18 protein-coding genes are annotated in these 16,543 nt (G+C 69.0%); 11 read left to right on the forward strand and 7 right to left on the reverse strand.

Annotation, left to right across the window (positions count from 1 at the left end):
* Positions 1 to 9: 9 nt before the first annotated feature.
* Positions 10 to 939: a transglutaminase family protein gene (locus G6N35_RS04710; protein WP_163803201.1), complete on the forward strand. Its 930-nt coding sequence runs from the start codon at positions 10 to 12 to the stop codon at positions 937 to 939.
* Positions 932 to 1,972 (forward strand): zinc-binding metallopeptidase family protein, encoded by a 1,041-nt coding sequence (locus G6N35_RS04715; RefSeq protein WP_163803202.1) that lies wholly within the window; start codon positions 932 to 934, stop codon positions 1,970 to 1,972. The genes G6N35_RS04710 and G6N35_RS04715 overlap by 8 nt, the downstream gene beginning before the upstream one ends.
* Here the strand turns inward: G6N35_RS04715 and G6N35_RS04720 are convergent.
* Positions 1,950 to 2,717 carry an LGFP repeat-containing protein gene (locus G6N35_RS04720; protein WP_163803203.1) on the reverse strand — a complete coding sequence of 256 codons (768 nt, stop codon included), beginning with the start codon at positions 2,715 to 2,717 and terminating at the stop codon, positions 1,950 to 1,952. The genes G6N35_RS04715 and G6N35_RS04720 overlap by 23 nt on opposite strands.
* A gap of 327 nt (positions 2,718 to 3,044) precedes the next feature.
* On the opposite strand from G6N35_RS04720, the gene G6N35_RS04725 reads away from it, so the two are divergent.
* Positions 3,045 to 3,884, forward strand: coding sequence for a DUF3097 domain-containing protein (locus G6N35_RS04725; protein ID WP_163803204.1), 840 nt, complete (start codon positions 3,045 to 3,047; stop codon positions 3,882 to 3,884).
* Between the two features lie 21 nt (positions 3,885 to 3,905).
* Here the strand turns inward: G6N35_RS04725 and G6N35_RS04730 are convergent, their stop codons facing one another.
* From G6N35_RS04730 to G6N35_RS04740, 3 genes are read right to left on the reverse strand one after another with little or no spacing between them, the layout of a single operon-like run.
* A complete protein-coding gene (locus G6N35_RS04730) occupies positions 3,906 to 4,682 on the reverse strand; it encodes an SDR family NAD(P)-dependent oxidoreductase (RefSeq protein WP_163803205.1) in 777 nt (258 codons plus the stop codon).
* Entirely contained in the window at positions 4,679 to 5,158 is a 480-nt protein-coding gene (locus tag G6N35_RS04735) for a nuclear transport factor 2 family protein (RefSeq protein ID WP_163803206.1), read from the reverse strand. Before G6N35_RS04735 ends, G6N35_RS04730 begins: the two co-directional genes overlap by 4 nt.
* Entirely contained in the window at positions 5,155 to 5,475 is a 321-nt protein-coding gene (locus tag G6N35_RS04740; protein ID WP_163803207.1) for a hypothetical protein, read from the reverse strand. The genes G6N35_RS04735 and G6N35_RS04740 overlap by 4 nt, the downstream gene beginning before the upstream one ends.
* 106 nt (positions 5,476 to 5,581) lie before the next feature.
* Between G6N35_RS04740 and G6N35_RS04745 the strand changes: the two genes are divergently transcribed.
* Positions 5,582 to 6,307, forward strand: coding sequence for an IclR family transcriptional regulator (locus tag G6N35_RS04745; RefSeq protein ID WP_163803208.1), 726 nt, complete (start codon positions 5,582 to 5,584; stop codon positions 6,305 to 6,307).
* 7 nt (positions 6,308 to 6,314) lie between these two features.
* Here G6N35_RS04745 and G6N35_RS04750 read toward each other — a convergent pair whose 3' ends face one another.
* Positions 6,315 to 7,106, reverse strand: a complete 792-nt coding sequence (locus tag G6N35_RS04750; protein WP_407664504.1) for an SDR family NAD(P)-dependent oxidoreductase — start codon at positions 7,104 to 7,106, stop codon at positions 6,315 to 6,317.
* A gap of 97 nt (positions 7,107 to 7,203) precedes the next feature.
* Between G6N35_RS04750 and G6N35_RS04755 the strand changes: the two genes are divergently transcribed.
* Positions 7,204 to 7,785 (forward strand): TetR/AcrR family transcriptional regulator, encoded by a 582-nt coding sequence (locus tag G6N35_RS04755; RefSeq protein WP_246224209.1) that lies wholly within the window; start codon positions 7,204 to 7,206, stop codon positions 7,783 to 7,785.
* On the opposite strand, the gene G6N35_RS04760 is transcribed toward G6N35_RS04755, so the two are convergent.
* Positions 7,762 to 8,643 carry a DMT family transporter gene (locus tag G6N35_RS04760; RefSeq protein WP_163803210.1) on the reverse strand — a complete coding sequence of 294 codons (882 nt, stop codon included), beginning with the start codon at positions 8,641 to 8,643 and terminating at the stop codon, positions 7,762 to 7,764. The genes G6N35_RS04755 and G6N35_RS04760 overlap by 24 nt on opposite strands.
* A 35-nt stretch (positions 8,644 to 8,678) precedes the next feature.
* Here G6N35_RS04760 and G6N35_RS04765 point away from each other — a divergent pair, with 35 nt between their 5' ends.
* Positions 8,679 to 10,007 (forward strand): replication-associated recombination protein A, encoded by a 1,329-nt coding sequence (locus G6N35_RS04765; protein WP_163803211.1) that lies wholly within the window; start codon positions 8,679 to 8,681, stop codon positions 10,005 to 10,007.
* Positions 10,008 to 10,051: 44 nt separating this feature from the next.
* Here the strand turns inward: G6N35_RS04765 and G6N35_RS04770 are convergent, their stop codons facing one another.
* Positions 10,052 to 10,714, reverse strand: coding sequence for an SRPBCC family protein (locus tag G6N35_RS04770; RefSeq protein WP_163803212.1), 663 nt, complete (start codon positions 10,712 to 10,714; stop codon positions 10,052 to 10,054).
* Between the two features lie 92 nt (positions 10,715 to 10,806).
* Here G6N35_RS04770 and G6N35_RS04775 point away from each other — a divergent pair, with 92 nt between their 5' ends.
* From G6N35_RS04775 to G6N35_RS04795, 5 genes are all read left to right on the forward strand, one after another.
* On the forward strand, positions 10,807 to 11,208 hold the full coding sequence (locus tag G6N35_RS04775; protein WP_163803213.1) for a secondary thiamine-phosphate synthase enzyme YjbQ: 402 nt from the start codon (positions 10,807 to 10,809) through the stop codon (positions 11,206 to 11,208).
* 76 nt (positions 11,209 to 11,284) lie between these two features.
* Entirely contained in the window at positions 11,285 to 13,987 is a 2,703-nt protein-coding gene (gene alaS / locus G6N35_RS04780; protein ID WP_163803214.1) for an alanine--tRNA ligase, read from the forward strand.
* Positions 13,988 to 13,992: 5 nt separating this feature from the next.
* Positions 13,993 to 14,499: a Holliday junction resolvase RuvX gene (ruvX, locus tag G6N35_RS04785; RefSeq protein WP_407664505.1), complete on the forward strand. Its 507-nt coding sequence runs from the start codon at positions 13,993 to 13,995 to the stop codon at positions 14,497 to 14,499.
* Complete coding sequence (gene mltG, locus G6N35_RS04790) at positions 14,492 to 15,742, forward strand: endolytic transglycosylase MltG (protein WP_163803215.1); 1,251 nt, start codon at positions 14,492 to 14,494, stop codon at positions 15,740 to 15,742. Before ruvX ends, mltG begins: the two co-directional genes overlap by 8 nt.
* Positions 15,739 to 16,542 carry a shikimate dehydrogenase gene (locus G6N35_RS04795; protein WP_163803216.1) on the forward strand — a complete coding sequence of 268 codons (804 nt, stop codon included), beginning with the start codon at positions 15,739 to 15,741 and terminating at the stop codon, positions 16,540 to 16,542. Before mltG ends, G6N35_RS04795 begins: the two co-directional genes overlap by 4 nt.
* The last annotated feature ends 1 nt before the right edge of the window (position 16,543 follow it).

A 16,543-nucleotide genomic window follows, 5' to 3' on the forward strand; every position in this document is an offset into this window, starting at 1 on the left:
GGGACAGGGATGAGTTTTGCCGACGGGCCCACACCGGTGGTCGACAGCAGGGTGTACCGGATCACCCACCGCACCGAGTACAGCTACTCCGATGTGGTCACCAGCTCCTACGGCCGCGGGCACCTGACTCCCCGGGACACCACCCGGCAGCGGTGCCTGACCAACACCCTCGACATCGACCCCGACCCGGCCGATCGGTCCACCAGCCGCGACGTCTACGGCAACATCAGCTCCTATTTCCACGTCACCGAGCGGCACCACACACTGACGGTCACCAGCAATTCGGTGGTCGAGGTCGACCCGCCGCCTGCCGAGCTGTACGGCGGGGGCTCCGCGCTGGCGCCCTGGGAGTCGGCCCGCCCGATGGGCCGCGACGGAGTCTTGGCCTGCGAGTTCACCCTGGACCTGCGGCCACCGGAGATCACCGACGCCGTCCGCGACTATGCCGCGCCGAGTTTCGCCCCCGGCCGTCCGCTCATCGAGGTGGTGCGTGATCTCAACGCACGGATTTTTTCCGACTTCACCTACAAGTCCGGGTCGACGACGGTGTCCACCCAGGTGAGCCAGGTTTTGGCAGCGCGAGAAGGGGTATGCCAGGACTTCGCCCGGCTGGCGATAGCCTGCCTGCGCGCCAACGGTTTGGCGGCGAGCTATGTGTCGGGATACCTCGCCACCGATCCGCCGCCGGGAAAGGAACGGATGTTCGGCGTCGACGCCACGCATGCCTGGGCCGCGGTATGGACCCCGCAGAACAACTGGCTCGGGCTCGATCCGACCAACGACCAACTGGTCGACGAGCGCTACATCATCGTCGGTTGGGGCCGCGATTACGCCGATGTGCCGCCGTTGCGGGGCATCATCTATACCGACTCCGACTCCAGCGTCATCGATGTCTCGGTGGACGTAGCGCCCTTCGAGGGAGGTGTCCTTCATGCGTGACTTCATCTGCCCCAACTGCGGTCAGCATCTGGCATTCGAGAACTCGGTGTGCCTGTCGTGCGGCAGTTCGGTGGGATTCTCCCTGGAGGACGAGCAGTTCCTGGTGATCGCCTCGGGGGAGAACAGCGAGCACGGCGGGGCGGTGGACGCCGCTGAGTATCAGCTGTGCGCGAATCTGTATCTGGCCGAATGTAACTGGCTGGTCCGGGTGCAACCGGTGCGGGCGCTGTGTGACTCGTGCCGGCTCACCAGGACCAGGCCACGCGATGACGACACCACCGCACTGGCCGCATTCGCGGTCGCGGAACGGGCCAAGCGGCGCTTGATCGCCGAATTGCATGAACTCGGCCTGCCGATCGTCGGCCGTGACGAGGATCCGGAGTACGGCCTGGCCTTCGACCTGCTCTCCAGCGCCACCGAGAAGGTGTTCACCGGCCACGACAACGGGGTGATCACCCTGGATCTGGCCGAAGGTGACGATGTGCACCGCGAGCAGTTGCGGATCGAGATGGACGAGCCGTACCGCACGCTGCTCGGCCACTTCCGCCACGAGGTCGGGCACTACTACTTCTACCGGTTGGTCGGACCGTCGCAGGCGTACCTGCAGCGGTTCAACGAGTTGTTCGGTGACCCGGACGCCGACTACCAGCAAGCGCTGGACCGCCACTACGACCAGGGACCCCCGGCGGGCTGGGAGGACACCTATGTGTCGTCCTACGCCACCATGCACCCGGCCGAGGACTGGGCGGAGACCTTCGCGCACTACCTGCACATCCGCGACACCCTGGATACCGCGGCGTCCTTCGGCCTGGCCCCCGCGACTGCCACCTACCAGCGAAAGATGCTGGGCCCCAGTGGCTTCGACACCATCATTCAGATGTGGCTGCCGCTGGCGTGGTCGCTGAACATGGTGAACCGGTCGATGGGCAAGGAGGATCTGTACCCCTTCGTGCTGCCGGTGCCGGTGCTGGAGAAGATGCGCTTCATCCACACCGTCATCGACGAGGTGGTCAGCGCGGTACAGGCCCGCTGAACGCGGCTGCTGATCCCAGCCGCCGCATCAGCAGTCGAAGCGCGGCTGCCGCGACAGCACCGATGCCCAGTGTCGCCGGTACCCACCACCACTGGCTGCGCCGAACCGCCTCGCCGGCATGGCCGTTGGCGGACGGCAGGGTATCGGCCAGGGACGCCGGCACCGTCGATACGCCGGAGGCGGCCGACCACGCGATGCGGGTACCGCGCGGGCCGATGAACGTCCCGGTCTGCACCCCGTTGACCGTCGCGGTGTCCGCGCTGGGGTAGCTGAACGGTCCGATGGCGCCACCGGAGTCGCGGTAGGCCGCCAGCACCGGGCCGTCCACCACGACCGCGCCCCACTGCGGGCTCCAGTAGATGGCCGCCCCGCCGGGCTTGTCGAAGTCCGCGACGTGCGCCACCCCGTTGCCGGCGTCGCGTTCGTCACTCACCGGAAACCCGAGTGGGCCGGCGGGGCCGCCGAGGGCCTGGTAGCGCTGCAGAACGGGTCCGTAGATCGCCCTGGCGCCGGTAGCCGGCGAGAAGAAGATCGCCCCGCCCTGGTAGTCGCGCTCGGCGCCGCCGGGTACGTCGAAGACGTCACTGACCGGTGCTCCGAGATCGGACTGGCCGAGCTCGTCGTGGTGCGCCTCGATCGCGTTGACGGCGTCGGCCGACGGGGTGGCACCGGCCGACGGTGCGGTGGCCACCAGGCCGAGGCCGAGCACGGCGCCGGCGCTCAGCGTGGTGAGGATGTGAGCCATGGGGCCTTCCTTAGCCCGCGACGGCGTGTGCGCGTCGCGGCAGTCCCACGGTGCATGGCTGCAACCGCGTGTATGTCGAGTTGTGGGCATGGCTGCCGCACCCTCACATACACGCGGTTTCGAATCGATTTCCCCCGGGCGGCAGTCAGACTCGGTGAGTGGCGCCGCGTCGGTGCGCACTCGTCGAGCCGTGCAGCACGGTACCGCCGTCCATGTTCGCTGCGCAAGGCTTTGGCAAAGATTCGTTCGGTGTGGCCTCGGCGACAGGCGGGCGACGCGCCGCGCAGGTGTGCCGCCATCCGGGCCGCCGGTCCCTAGGATCGCCGGGTGGCAGACCGCTATGGCACCGATGTGCTCAGCAACGACCCGCACCAGTCGCGGCGGGCCCGCTCGACCGAACAGGCCGCCGAACTAGGCATGGTGGTCGAGGACCCGCAGTCCGGTTACGTCGGGGCCGTGGTCGGGATCGAAGGCGGCCGCGTCGAACTCGAAGATCGCCGCGGTAAACGCCGGGTGTTCCCGCTGGGCCCCGGCTTCCTGTTCGAGGGCAGGCCGGTGATCCTGACCGCTCCACGCCGGGGGACCCCGGCCGCTGCGCAGCGGACCAAGTCGGGGTCGGTGAAGGTCGCCGACGTACGCGCCAAGGTGGCGCTGGCCAGCCGCATCTACGTCGAAGGCCGCCATGATGCCGAACTCGTGGAACAGGTGTGGGGCGAGGATCTGCGGGTCGAGGGGGTGGTGGTCGAATACCTCGGTGGTGTCGACGACCTGGTCGACATCGTCTCGTCGTTTCGCCCCGGCCCTGGCCGGCGGCTCGGGGTGCTGGTCGATCACCTGGTCACCGGGTCCAAGGAAGCCCGCATCGCCGAGGCGGTGCGACGCGGACCGGGCGGCGAGCACACCCTGGTGGTCGGGCATCCCTATGTCGACATCTGGCAGGCCGTCAAGCCGGCGCGCGTCGGGCTGGCGCGGTGGCCGGTGGTGCCCCGCACCGTCGAATGGAAGCACGGGGTGTGCGACGCCCTGGGCTGGCCGCACCGCGATCAGGCCGACATCGCCAGGGCCTGGCAGCGCATCCGATCCTCGGTGCGGGACTGGACGGACCTGGAGCCCGAACTGATCGGACGGGTCGAAGAACTCATCGACTTCGTCACCCAGCCGGCCTGAACGCCGAATCGGTTATCGCCGTTACGGTCCCAGGTCCGGGGCCCAGGCGACACCGTTGATGTGGCTGCCGCCGTCGACGAACAGCGTGTTGCCCGTCAGGTAGCGGGAACCCTCGCCGGCCAGGAACACCGCGACGGGGGCGATGTCGTCGTACGGATCACCCATCCGGCCCATCGGATTGGCGGCCTCTGCCATCGACCCGATCTCGGGGTGTTCGGCCACCACGGCCAGGAAGGCTTTGCTCTTGGCGGCCGGGCAGATGGCATTGACGGTGATCCCGGTGGGCGCCCACTCGCGGGCAGCGGTACGGGTCAGCGCCCGCAGGGCCTCCTTGGCCGCGTTGTACTCCAGTGACCCGATATGGGCGTTGACCCCGTTGAGGCTGCACAGGTTGATCACCCGCCCCCAGCCCCGCTGCTTCATCGGGCCGAACGCGGCCCGCATCGCCCAGAACGGCCCGTAGTAGCCCATCGCGACGCCGTGTCCGAGTTCCTCGTCGGTCTTGTTCTCGACCCGGCCGATCGTGCCGCCGCCCCAGGCGTTGTTCACCAGGATGTCGATGGAGCCGTACGTGGAAATGGTTGCGGCGACGGCATTCTCGACCTGTTCGCGAACGGTGACGTCGGTGGCGACGAAGAGTCCGCCGATCTCGGCGGCAACGCCCGCGCCGGCCTCGGCGTCGTATTCGGCCACCACCACGGACGCGCCCTCGTCGGCGAACCGCCTGGCTATGCCGGCACCGATGCCGGCGCCGGCGCCGGTGATCAGGGCGACCCTGCCTGCCAGCTGGCCGGTCATGTCGGGATTCCCTGCGTGACCAGGGTGGTGGCCGCGCCGGTGCCGTCGAGTTGACGGGCTACCCGGCTGACGATCAGCCAGCCCGCCGCGGTGCGCTGCAGTCTCAGCAGATGCACCCCGGCGCGCCAGGCGTGGTAGCCGCCGGATTCACGGCGCAGCAGGATGATCGACTGGCACATCGCGGTGGCCTGGTCGCCGTCGACGGTGATCACCGGCGGGCCGAAGAAATGGCAGGCGCCCCGAGTGAGGAGTCCCCGGTGCGCATCGGAGTCGACCATCGCCAGCAGCTCGTCCCGCCCGGACATGGTCCAGTCGCCGACGTCGTAGCTGCCCTCGGCGGTCCACAGGTCGGCGACGGCCGCTGCCTCGCCGGCATCGACCAGCGGCCCGTAGGAGGCGATCAGCCGGGCGATCGCGCGCTCGTCCTCCAGCGCGCCGATGCGGCGTTCGAGGGCGGCTAATCTGTCGTCGGTCATGGGCTGCCTTTCCGTGTCGGGTGAGAGGCCGCGGCCAGTCGTGCAGCGCGGCGAGCTGTCCGCAGTAGCGCGCGGCCGATGTCGAGGGCCGCCGAGCATGTCACCAAGTTCGCTTCGGATTCACGTAATACGGTGAAGCGCTTCGTCTTTCGGTCCGAATCGCCGGCGGGGTCCGGTGCGTCATCGGTGGGCGGGACCGCCTCGAAGCCGGCCGGGATCTCGACCGGGTCCAGCATCTCGATCGTGGCGTCCTGTTCCCGCGGGGACGAGACGCCGGGCAAGTGCATCACCATCGGCGTCGACAGTCCGATCCGCACAGTGTGTTGTTTTATCGGCCGCCACACCAAGCAAATGCTTGCGTCCCGGTGATCGAGACCGCTACGGTGAGGTAGAACGAATTCTCGTAATGCGGACAGGAGTGTGATGACGGCGGCACTGACTGATACCGCTCCAGCATCGATGCTGGATCGGTTCACGGCCATCATCGACGCCTTTGACGACGGGTCGGTGTCGCTGACCCTCGATCAGATCGCGGCGCGGGCCAACCTCCCGCGGTCGACCACCCACCGGATCCTCGACCAGCTGGTTCGGCTGCGCTGGCTGACCCACTGCGGCCGCGGATACCGGTTGGGTGCGCGCACGTCAGGGCGTAGTTCCGGGGAAGGCATCGATGTTCGGCTGCGCTCAGCCGCCGCCCCGGTTCTGCATGATCTGCAGGTTCGTACCGGAGCGGTCGTGCACCTCGGCTTGCTGGACCGCGGCTGCATCGTGCACCTGGACAAGCTCGGCGGTCCCTCGGCGCGCCAGGTCCCCACGTCGGTCGGCAGCCGTATCCCGGCGCATCGGGTCGCGCTGGGCGTCGCGGCGCTCGCCGGACTCTCCCCGGAGGACGTGATCGCCGAACTGAGCTACGTCGGCAACTGGCAACCCGACCCGGCGTGGTGGGGTGAACTGCACAACGTGCGGCGGCGGGTCACCACCCGTCGCGGTGACTACGTCGAGAGCATGGTGTCGGTCGCGGCCACCGTCGGCTGCCGCGCCGCGATCGGCATCGTCACCCCGGACCGGGTACTGGCTCAGCGATGTCAACCGCTGGTCGGCGCCGCGGCGGCAACCATCGCGCGGGCGCTCAGCGGTTCGTCCAACTGAGCGGTGCTCAGTCGGCCAGGCCCATCAGCCTGCTGATCACGCGGTGGGCGCCGGCCACCACCGTGGCCCGGTCGGGGTGGTTGCGACGCGAGACGTCTTCGGCATTGCCACCCGCCACGTAGACCGGCCCGTTGCCGAGTTGTTCCAACCCCTCCCTAGCGACGTCGGCAGGTTCGGCCACGCGCATCCCGGGTACATCGAAGTTCAGTCCCACCCGCTGCATGGCGGGTGTGCGGGTGACACCGAGCACCAGTTCGAGGACGTCGACGTCGTGGTTCCGCAACTCCAGCCACAGCCCCTCGGCGAAGATCCGCCCGTAGGCCTTCACGCCCCCGTAGACGGTGTGGTGCACCGACCCCATGTAGCCGGCCATCGATCCGACGAGCAGGATGCCACCGCGGCGGCGCTGCCGCATCGCCCGGCCGTAGTGCTGGGTCAGGGCCATCGTGGTGGTGATGTTCAGGTCGATCACCCGCTGGAATTCATCGAGATCCGCGTCGAGGAACTCCGCACTACAGGTGTTGGCCCCCGCGTTGTAGATCAGCAGGCCGACCTCGAGGTCGGACGTCAGTTCCGTCAGGCTGTCGACCGCTGCCGTGCTGGTGAGATCCGTTGCCAGAGTGCGCACTTCGACGCCGAGGGCACGACAGTCGGCCGCCGTCTGCTGCAACGGCTCGGGCTTGCGGGCCACCAGCACCAGGTTGATGCCCGAACTGGCAAGCAGCCGTGCGAATTCGGCGCCTACCCCCTCGGAGCCGCCGGCAATGACGGCCCACGGACCGTACTTCGCATAGGACACGAATCGATCCTGTCGTGTCATCGGTTAGCCCATCGAGACGGTCTCGCTGATCGGTACCGGTGCACCCCGCTCTGGGGCATACCCGATACTTGTGGGCGTGCCACGGATCGGAGAGCCCAGGGCGCCGGCCCTGCCTGCGACCGATGACCAGGAGAATCGCCGCGGCGCGATCCTGCGCGCGGCAGCTCGATTGGGTGCGGCCAAGGAACTCGAACGCATCCAGGCCCAGGAGATCGCCGCCGATGCCGGGGTGGCACTGCGGACGCTGTACCGGTACTACCCGTCCAAACATCACGTCTTCGCGGCGGTGCTGACCGACCAGGTGGCGCGATTCCGGCCTCCGCAGCCCACCGGGAACCGGATCGACGACATCGTCGCGATCATGGTCGAGGCGTGCCGTAATGTCTTGCGCTACAAGCATCTTGCCCACGCGATGATCACCTCCACCCAGGTGGTGCGGGCGCAGACCCACGAGCCCGAAGATCCCACCCTGGCGCTGCGCATCCTCGCGGTAGCCGGAATCGACGAGCCCAGCGAGGACCAGCTGCGGCGTCTGCGTCTGGTCCAGCAGGCCACCACCGGGATCCTGACCTGGGCGGTGGGCGGAGCACTGGCCCCGGAGGACGCCCTGGCCGACGTCGACCTCGCCTGCCGGCTACTGGTCGACGGCGCGTTCTGACACCGCGACCCTCGCCGCGCGGGTAGCCAGCACCGATCCGGTCAGAATCAGGGCCAGCCCGGCGACGTTCCACCACGTCAGCGGCTCCCGCAGCACGAGCACCCCGGCCAGCAGGGCCACCGCCGGATTGACGTAGGTGACGATCAGTGAGCGGGCGGCGCCGACTTCCCGGATCAGGGCGAAGAACACCACGAACGCCAGCGCCGTGCAGATGCCGGCCAGCCCGGCGATCGCCCAGTAGGTCTGGGCGCGCAAGGCGTGGGTGGGCCACGTCAGGATCGCGGGAACGAGGTACACCAGTGCGGCCAGTCCCAGACAGGCCGAGGTCAGGGCCGGCCCCGGTACGTCGGCCAGATGTCGCGCGGCGATCAGCGGCGCAATGGCATAGCACGTTGCGGTGAGCAGCACCTCGATGACCGGCCGCGCCCCGCCGCCGGTCAGGCTGGGGCCGGCCAGCACCGCGACGCCGGCGAGTCCGACGCCCAGCCCGATCACCCGTACCGGCCCGAGGCGTTCTCCGCCGGTCAGCCGATCCAGCACCGCGGCGACGATCGGCGCCGCGGCGATGAGCAGCCCGGTCAACGAACTGGTCAGGTGCCGCTCGGCATCCGAGAGCATCAGCCACGCGGCGATCATCTCGAAGAAGGCGAAGGCCGCCACCGCTTTCCAGTGCCTGCGCAACAGGGCGCGGGAAGCTGGAGCCAGCGCCAGCGGCGCCAACAGCGCCGCCCCGACAGCGGATCGCACGAAGACCAGCACCGGAACGGACACCTCGCCGACCGCCACCTTGATCATCAGGTAGGGCACACCCCAGATGACGCTCATCGCTGCGAACAGGACCCAGCCGCGTGCGCTCACCACGACCACATTACGAACGTGGTAAGCCTGTGGTCGTGGCCGACAGCCTGTTCGACGTACCCGGGGACGATGACCGGCCGGACTTCGGCGTGTCCGCCTCGGCTCCGCTGGCGGTGCGGATGCGGCCATCGTCGCTGGATGAGGTCGTCGGCCAGGACAACCTGCTGCGCCCAGGATCGCCGCTGCGCCGACTGGTCGAAGGTTCCGGCGCCGCGTCGGTGATCCTCTACGGGCCGCCCGGGACCGGCAAGACCACGTTGGCCTCGCTGGTCAGCCAGGCCACCGGCCGTCGGTTCGAGGCGCTCTCCGCCCTGACCGCGGGGGTCAAGGAAGTTCGCGCCGTCATCGACAACGCCCGTCGCGCCGCGGCCTACGGCGAGCAGACGGTGCTGTTCATCGACGAGGTGCACCGGTTCTCCAAGACTCAGCAGGATGCCCTGCTGGCCGCGGTCGAGAACCGGATCGTGCTGCTGGTGGCGGCGACCACCGAGAACCCGTCGTTCTCGGTGGTCGCGCCGCTGCTGTCGCGCTCGCTGATCCTGCAGCTGCAGCCGTTGACCGCCGAGGCGATTCGCACCGTGATCACCCGCGCGATCGAGGATCCGCGCGGGCTGGGCGGCCGGATCGCCGTCGACGAGGAGGCCGTCGACCTGGTGGTGGCGCTGTCGGCCGGCGACGCCCGCCGAGCGCTGACCGCGCTGGAGGTCGCCGCCGAGGCCGGTGAGCGCGTCACCGTCGAGGTCGTCGAGCAGTCCCTGGACAAGGCTGCCGTGCGCTACGACCGCGACGGCGATCAGCACTACGACGTCATCAGCGCCTTCATCAAATCCATCCGCGGCTCCGACGTCGACGCGGCGCTGCACTACCTGGCCCGGATGCTGGTGGCGGGGGAGGACCCACGCTTCGTGGCCCGCCGGCTGATGATCCTGGCCAGCGAGGACATCGGCATGGCTGATCCGTCGTCGCTGCAGACCGCGGTGGCGGCCGCCCAGACCGTGCAGCTCATCGGCATGCCCGAGGCGCAGCTCACCCTCGCCCACGCCACGGTGCACCTGGCCACCGCGCCGAAGTCCAACGCGGTGACGACCGCGCTGGGTGCGGCCATGGCCGACATCCGGGCCGGCAAGGCCGGGCTGGTGCCACCGCACCTGCGGGACGGGCACTACGCGGGCGCGGCGAAGCTGGGCAACGCCCAAGGCTACCGGTACCCGCATGACGACCCGGATGGCATTGTGCCGCAACAGTATCCGCCTGACGACCTGGTGGGTGTCGATTACTACAAACCCACTGCACACGGTGCCGAGCGCGACATCGCCGGGCGGCTGGAGAAATTGCGCGCGATTCTGCGTCGCCGACGCGGATAGCCCCACCTCGCGTCGAGCAGACGGAAAATCGCACGATTGTGGCCTCAGGAGTGCGAGTTTGCGTCTGCTCGCGGGTGTGCTCGGCGTTCAGCGCGCGCTCGGATACCGCGCAGCATGCCGCGTTCCATCACGAAATGCGCGATGTCGTAGCCGGTGATACCCGCCGACCCGCCGGTGCCGCGGGCGATCAGCCGGGTGCGCCCGGCCTGCGGGTGCAGATAGAACGCCCATGACCCGAAAGCCTTCTCGCCGCGCAGGACCCGCTGTGCGTCGGCCGGCGACATCAGCACGAGATGTGAGTTCGGTTCGATGGCGGCGACCACCTGGCTGGCCTTGGACCCGTAGCGGCGGGCCAGCCACACCGTGTCACCGACGCGGAGATCCTGCCACTCCGGATGGACGACGTCGGTATTGCGGATCCGGGAGCCGGTCAGGCGTTCCAACCGGTCATAGCTGTAGAACCCGCCCCTGTCCTCGCCGATCTGGACCAGCCACGGCCACACCGCCTGCACCGGAGCCTTGATGGTGATCGCCCGGGTGGTGCGTGGGGCACCCTGTTCGACCAGTTCGTCTCCGGGCAGCACGGCATCGGTCTCCTGCGCCGTCGCACCCCAGCTGTACATCCACGGCCGCACCAGCCAGCGGTAGGACCCCGCGCCGCCGGCCAGTGCCATCGCCGCGGCCAGCAGCGGTCTCTGCCTGCCCATGCTCGTCAAGCTAGTCCCGGCGGTGCGCCCGCAGGAGAGCCGAAAGTCCCTGCTGGCTGCCCACAGTGCTCCCGACCCGTAGGTTGGACGATATGGAAACCGAGGTGCTCGACATCGATACCTCGCGCCGCCGGTCGGTGGACCTCACCGATGAGGTGAGAGCCTTCTGCCGCAGCCGTGGCGATGGACTGTGCAACGTCTTCGTGCCGCACGCCACCGCCGGTGTCGCGATCATCGAGACCGGTGCGGGCTCCGACCACGACCTCGTCGACACCCTGGAACGGTTGTTGCCGCGCGATGACCGCTACCAGCATGCGCACGGATCGCCGGGCCACGGCGCCGACCACGTGCTGCCCGGGATCGTGGCGCCGTCGATCACCATCCCGGTCCTCGACGGGAGCCCGCTGCTGGGCACCTGGCAAAGCGTCGTGCTGGTGGACCTCAACCGGGACAACCCGCGCCGGGCGGTACGGCTGAGCTTCCTCGGCGGCTGAGCCACCCCGGACCGGTAATGTAGTGCGGTCGAAGCGACAGTCGAGCCGCACCCCATAACGCAAGGACAGCTACCCAGTGCAGACACATGAGATCAGGAAGCGGTTCCTGGATCACTTCGTGAACGCGGGACACACCGAGGTGCCCAGCGCCTCGGTGATCCTCGACGATCCGAACCTGTTGTTCGTCAACGCCGGCATGGTGCAGTTCGTGCCCTACTTCCTGGGCCAGCGCACCCCGCCGTACTCGACGGCCACCAGCGTCCAGAAGTGCATCCGCACCCCAGACATCGAAGAAGTCGGCATCACCACCCGCCACAACACCTTCTTCCAGATGGCGGGCAACTTCTCCTTCGGTGACTACTTCAAGGCCAGGGCCATCGAGCTGGCCTGGACCCTGCTGACCAATCCGGTCGACGAGGGCGGCTACGGGTTCGACCCGGAGCGGCTGTGGGCCACCGTGTTCTACGACGACGACGAGGCAGAGCAGCTCTGGCAGGACATCGCCGGGTTGCCGCCGGAGCGCATCCAGCGCCGCGGCATGGCCGACAACTACTGGTCGATGGGCATCCCCGGCCCGTGCGGGCCGTGCTCGGAGATCTACTTCGACCGCGGACCGGAGTACGGCATCGAGGGCGGCCCGGAGGCCAACGAGGACCGCTACATCGAGATCTGGAATCTCGTCTTCATGCAGAACGAGCGCGGCGAGGGCACCTCCAAGGAAGACTTCGAGATCCTGGGCCCGCTGCCGCGCAAGAACATCGACACCGGGATGGGCGTGGAGCGCATCGCCTGCCTGCTGCAGGGCGTCGACAACGTCTACGAGACCGACCTGCTCCGGCCGGTCATCGACAAGGTGGCTCAGTACGCGCCCCGCGGCTACGGCGCCGGCAACCATGACGACGACGTCCGGTACCGGGTGATCGCCGACCACACCCGCACCGCGGCGATCATCATCGCCGACGGCGTCACCCCCGGCAACGAGGGCCGCGGCTACGTCCTGCGCCGGCTGCTGCGCCGCATCATCCGCGCCGCCAAGCTGCTCGGTGTCGAGCAGCCCATCATGGCGGAGCTGATGGCTACCGTGCGTGACGCGATGGGGCCGTCGTACCCCGAGCTGGTCACCGACTTCGACCGCATCAACCGCATCGCGGTAGCCGAGGAAACGGCGTTCAACCGGACGCTGGCCTCGGGTTCCAAGCTGTTCGAGGAGGCCGCCGAGTCCACCAGGAAGTCCGGCAAGACGGTGCTGGGCGGCTCGGACGCCTTCACCCTGCATGACACCTACGGTTTCCCGATCGAACTGACCCTGGAGATGGCCGCGGAGGCGGGTCTGAGCGTCGACGAACTCGGCTTCCGCGAGCTCATGGCCGAGCAGCGCCGCCGCGCCAAGGCCGATGCCGCGGCCCGCAAGCACGCCCATGCCGATCTCTCGGCGTTCCGGGAGCTGGTCGACGCCGGCCCGACAGAATTCACCGGCTTCGACGAATTGACCTCGCAGGCAAGGATTCTCGGCATCTTCGTCGACGGCAAGAGGGTTCCGGTCGTCAGCCATGAGTCGCGCGTGCATTCCGAAGCCCCGGAACGTATCGAGATCGTGCTGGACCGCACCCCGCTGTATGCCGAGTCCGGTGGCCAGATCGCCGATGCCGGAACGATTTCGGGCACCGGAGCCGGCGAGTCCGCCAAGGCTGCCGTCACCGATGTGCAGAAGATCGCCAAGACGCTGTGGGTGCACCGGGTCAGCGTCGAGTCCGGCGAATTCGTCGAGGGTGACACCGTGGTCGCCGCCGTCGACCCGAAATGGCGCCGCGGTGCCACCCAGGGCCACTCCGGTACCCACATGGTGCATGCGGCTCTGCGACAGGTGTTGGGCCCCAACGCCGTTCAGGCCGGTTCGCTGAATCGTCCCGGCTACCTCCGCTTCGACTTCAACTCCCAGGGTGCGCTCACCGAAGAGCAGCGCAACGAGGTCGAGGAAGTGGCCAACGAGGCCGTGCAGGCCGACTTCCCGGTCAACACCTTCACCACTGCCCTCGAGAAGGCCAAGGCCATGGGGGCGATGGCGATGTTCGGCGAGCAGTATCCCGACGAGGTGCGGGTGGTCGAGATCGGCGGCCCGTTCTCGCTGGAGCTGTGCGGCGGCACCCATGTGCACAACTCGGCGCAGATCGGCCCGATCACGATTCTCGGCGAGTCCTCGGTGGGATCCGGGGTCCGGCGTGTCGAGGCGTACGTGGGCCTGGATTCGTTCCGGCACCTGGCCAAGGAGCGGGCCCTGATGGCGGGGCTGGCGTCGTCGCTGAAGGTGCCCTCCGACGAGGTGCCCGCCCGGGTGGCCAATCTCGTGGAACGGCTCAAGGCCGCCGAGAAGGAACTCGACCGTGCTCGGCTGGCAACGGCCCGTGCGGCGGCGGCGAATGCCGCCGTAGGCGCAGAACAGGTGGGTAAGGTCCGTCTGGTGGCACAGCGCATGTCGGCGGGGATGACCGCCGGCGACCTGCGTTCGCTGGTCGGTGACATCAAGGGCAAGGTCGGGTCCGATCCGGCCGTCGTGGCGCTGATCGCCGAAGGTGACGAGGGCACCGTGCCGTTCGTCGTAGCGGTCAACCCGGCCGCCCAGGATGCCGGGCTGCGCGCCAACGACCTGATCACGGCGATCGCGACAGCCGTGGATGGGCGTGGTGGCGGTAAGCCCGACCTGGCCCAGGGATCGGGGAAGAACGCGTCCGGGATCGACGCGGCGCTCGCTGCGGTACGCGCCGAGATCGCCCGGGGCTAGTGTCCGTGCTGCCCGCGCACGACCGTGTGCCCGACCGGCCCGGCGACGATGACCCGGGCCGCGGCCGGCGGCTCGGCGTCGACGTCGGCACCGTGCGCATCGGGGTGGCCAGCTGCGACCCGGACGGGATTCTCGCCACACCGGTCGAGACGGTCCGGCGGGAACGCTCCGGCAAACATCTGCGCCGACTCGCAGCCCTGGTCGACGAGTTCGGCATCGTCGAGGTGATCGTCGGACTGCCCCGAACCCTGGCCGACCGGGCGGGCACCTCGGCGCAGGACGCCGTCGAGGTCGCCGACGCCCTGGCCGAACGCATCGCACCGGTGCCGGTGCGACTGGCTGACGAACGGCTGACCACCGTGGCCGCCCAGCGATCGCTGCGGGAGGCCGGCGTGCGCGCCAAGGCGCAACGCGGGGTCATCGACCAGGCCGCCGCTGTGGGAATCCTGCAGGGCTGGCTCGACCAACGCCGCAGTGCGGCATCCCACCGGCCGGAGAGCGACGATGCCTGACTCCTACGACAAGGGCCGCTACGACTATGACCGGCCGGAGCCGGAGGCGGTGGGTGCGCCGCGTCGCCGGATGAGCCGACTCGAGCGGGTGCGCGCGCGGCGAAACCAGAACCGCCGCAGGGCGGTCGGGCTTGCCGCGCTGGCAGTCCTCGTCGCCGTGGTGGTGGCGCTGGTCTTCCTCGGTGTGAAGATCTTCGGCGGCGGTTCCACCGAATACTCAGGTGAAGGCAAGGACGATGTCGTCGTCCAGGTGCACGACGGGGACTCCACCACTCAGGTGGCCCAGAGCCTGCGCGACAGCAACGTGGTGGCCAACGTCAAGTCGTTCGTCGACGCGTCGAAGGACAACACGGCGATCGCGGCGATCCAGCCCGGCTTCTACAAGATGCGCACCGAGATGTCCGCCTCGGCGGCCGTGGCGCGCCTCGCCGACCCGGCCACCCGGGTGGGCAAGCTGGTGATCCCGGAGGGCAGGCAGCTCGACGACGTCAAGGCCGTCGGCTCCGACAAGACGACCGACGGCATCTTCACGCTGATCGCCAACGCCAGCTGTGTGGACCTCAACGGCAAGCACACCTGTGTCTCCGCCGACAGCCTGCGCAAGGCCGCCGAGCAGAGCCAGCCGGCGGCGCTCAACATCCCCGACTGGGCGCTGCAACCGGTGACGGCGCTGGGCACCAACCACCGTCGGCTCGAGGGTCTGATCGCGCCGGGGGCCTGGAACGTCGACCCGTCCGGCTCGCCGGAGTCGATCCTGGCCACGCTGATCGCGCAGAGCGCCACCCACTACGTCAAGGGTGGGCTGCTCGACACCGCCAAGGCGATGAACCTCTCGCCCTACCAGATCCTGGTGGTCGGTTCGCTGGTCCAGAGGGAGGCCAAACCGCAGGACTTCGCCAAGGTGGCCCGCGTCATCTACAACCGGCTGGCCGCACCGCAGCGACTGGAGTTCGATTCGACGGTGAACTACCCCCTGGACCGCCAGGAGGTCGCCACCACCGACGCCGACCGGGCCCAGGTAACGCCGTGGAACACCTATGCCTCCGACGGCCTGCCCGCGACCCCGATCTGTTCACCGGGTGACGAGGCCCTGGCCGCCGCCGAGCGGCCCGAGCCGGGGGACTGGCTGTACTTCGTGACGGTGGACCTGGAGGGCACCACCCTGTTCACCAAGGACTATCAGCAGCACCTGGCAAACATCGAGCTGGCCCGGCGCAACGGCGTGCTCGATTCCGCACGGTGAGTACTGCACGTAAAGCCGCGGTTCTGGGTTCGCCTGTGGCGCATTCGAAGTCACCGCTGCTGCATCTGGCGGCCTATCGGGCGCTTGGGCTGACCGAGTGGACCTACGACCGCATCGACTGCACCGCCGACCAATTGCCTGCTCTGGTCCGCGGGTTCGGCCCGGAGTGGGTGGGCGTGTCGGTGACGATGCCCGGCAAGTTCGCGGCGTTGGAATTCGCCGACGAACACACCCGCCGCGCCGAACTGGTGGGTTCGGCCAACACCCTGGTGCGCACCGAGCACGGTTGGCGCGCGGACAACACCGACATCGATGGTGTGGCGGGCGCACTGGCACATCACCACGACCTGCACCGGGCGATCGTGCTGGGCTCCGGCGGCACCGCACCTGCGGCGGTAGCGGGCCTGGCCCAACTCGGCGTCACCGCGATCACCGTCGTCGCCCGCAACCGTGACAAGGCGGCCCGGCTGGTCGAGCTCGGCGGCAGGCTCGGTGTCACCACCGAGTTCTGTGCGCTGGACGGCGCCGACCTGCCCGCCGTGGTTGCTGCGGCCGACGTCCTGGTGAGCACCATCCCCGCCGATGCGGCGGCCGGTCACGCCCAGACCTTCGCCGGGGTACCGGTGGTGCTCGACGCGATCTACGACCCGTGGCCCACCCCGCTGGCCGCCGCCGTCGAGCGAGCCGGTGGCGAGGTGATCAGCGGGCTGCAGATGCTGTTGAACCAGGCGTTCAGCCAGGTCGAACAATTCACAGGCCGACCCGCTCCGCGCACCGAGATGGCGGCCGCCCTAGGTTAGC

The organism is Mycolicibacterium anyangense, assembly GCF_010731855.1.
Classification (GTDB): domain Bacteria; phylum Actinomycetota; class Actinomycetes; order Mycobacteriales; family Mycobacteriaceae; genus Mycobacterium; species Mycobacterium anyangense.

What these genes read in the sequence shown, in the direction of transcription:
- G6N35_RS04710 (WP_163803201.1), top strand. Translation starts at nt 10, where the DNA reads ATGAGTTTTGCCGACGGGCCCACACCGGTGGTCGACAGCAGGGTGTAC.
- G6N35_RS04715 (WP_163803202.1), top strand. Translation starts at nt 932, where the DNA reads ATGCGTGACTTCATCTGCCCCAACTGCGGTCAGCATCTGGCATTCGAG.
- G6N35_RS04720 (WP_163803203.1), bottom strand. Translation starts at nt 2,717, where the DNA reads ATGGCTCACATCCTCACCACGCTGAGCGCCGGCGCCGTGCTCGGCCTC.
- G6N35_RS04730 (WP_163803205.1), bottom strand. Translation starts at nt 4,682, where the DNA reads ATGACCGGCCAGCTGGCAGGCAGGGTCGCCCTGATCACCGGCGCCGGC.
- G6N35_RS04735 (WP_163803206.1), bottom strand. Translation starts at nt 5,158, where the DNA reads ATGACCGACGACAGATTAGCCGCCCTCGAACGCCGCATCGGCGCGCTG.
- G6N35_RS04745 (WP_163803208.1), top strand. Translation starts at nt 5,582, where the DNA reads ATGACGGCGGCACTGACTGATACCGCTCCAGCATCGATGCTGGATCGG.
- G6N35_RS04770 (WP_163803212.1), bottom strand. Translation starts at nt 10,714, where the DNA reads ATGGGCAGGCAGAGACCGCTGCTGGCCGCGGCGATGGCACTGGCCGGC.
- G6N35_RS04775 (WP_163803213.1), top strand. Translation starts at nt 10,807, where the DNA reads ATGGAAACCGAGGTGCTCGACATCGATACCTCGCGCCGCCGGTCGGTG.
- mltG (WP_163803215.1), top strand. Translation starts at nt 14,492, where the DNA reads ATGCCTGACTCCTACGACAAGGGCCGCTACGACTATGACCGGCCGGAG.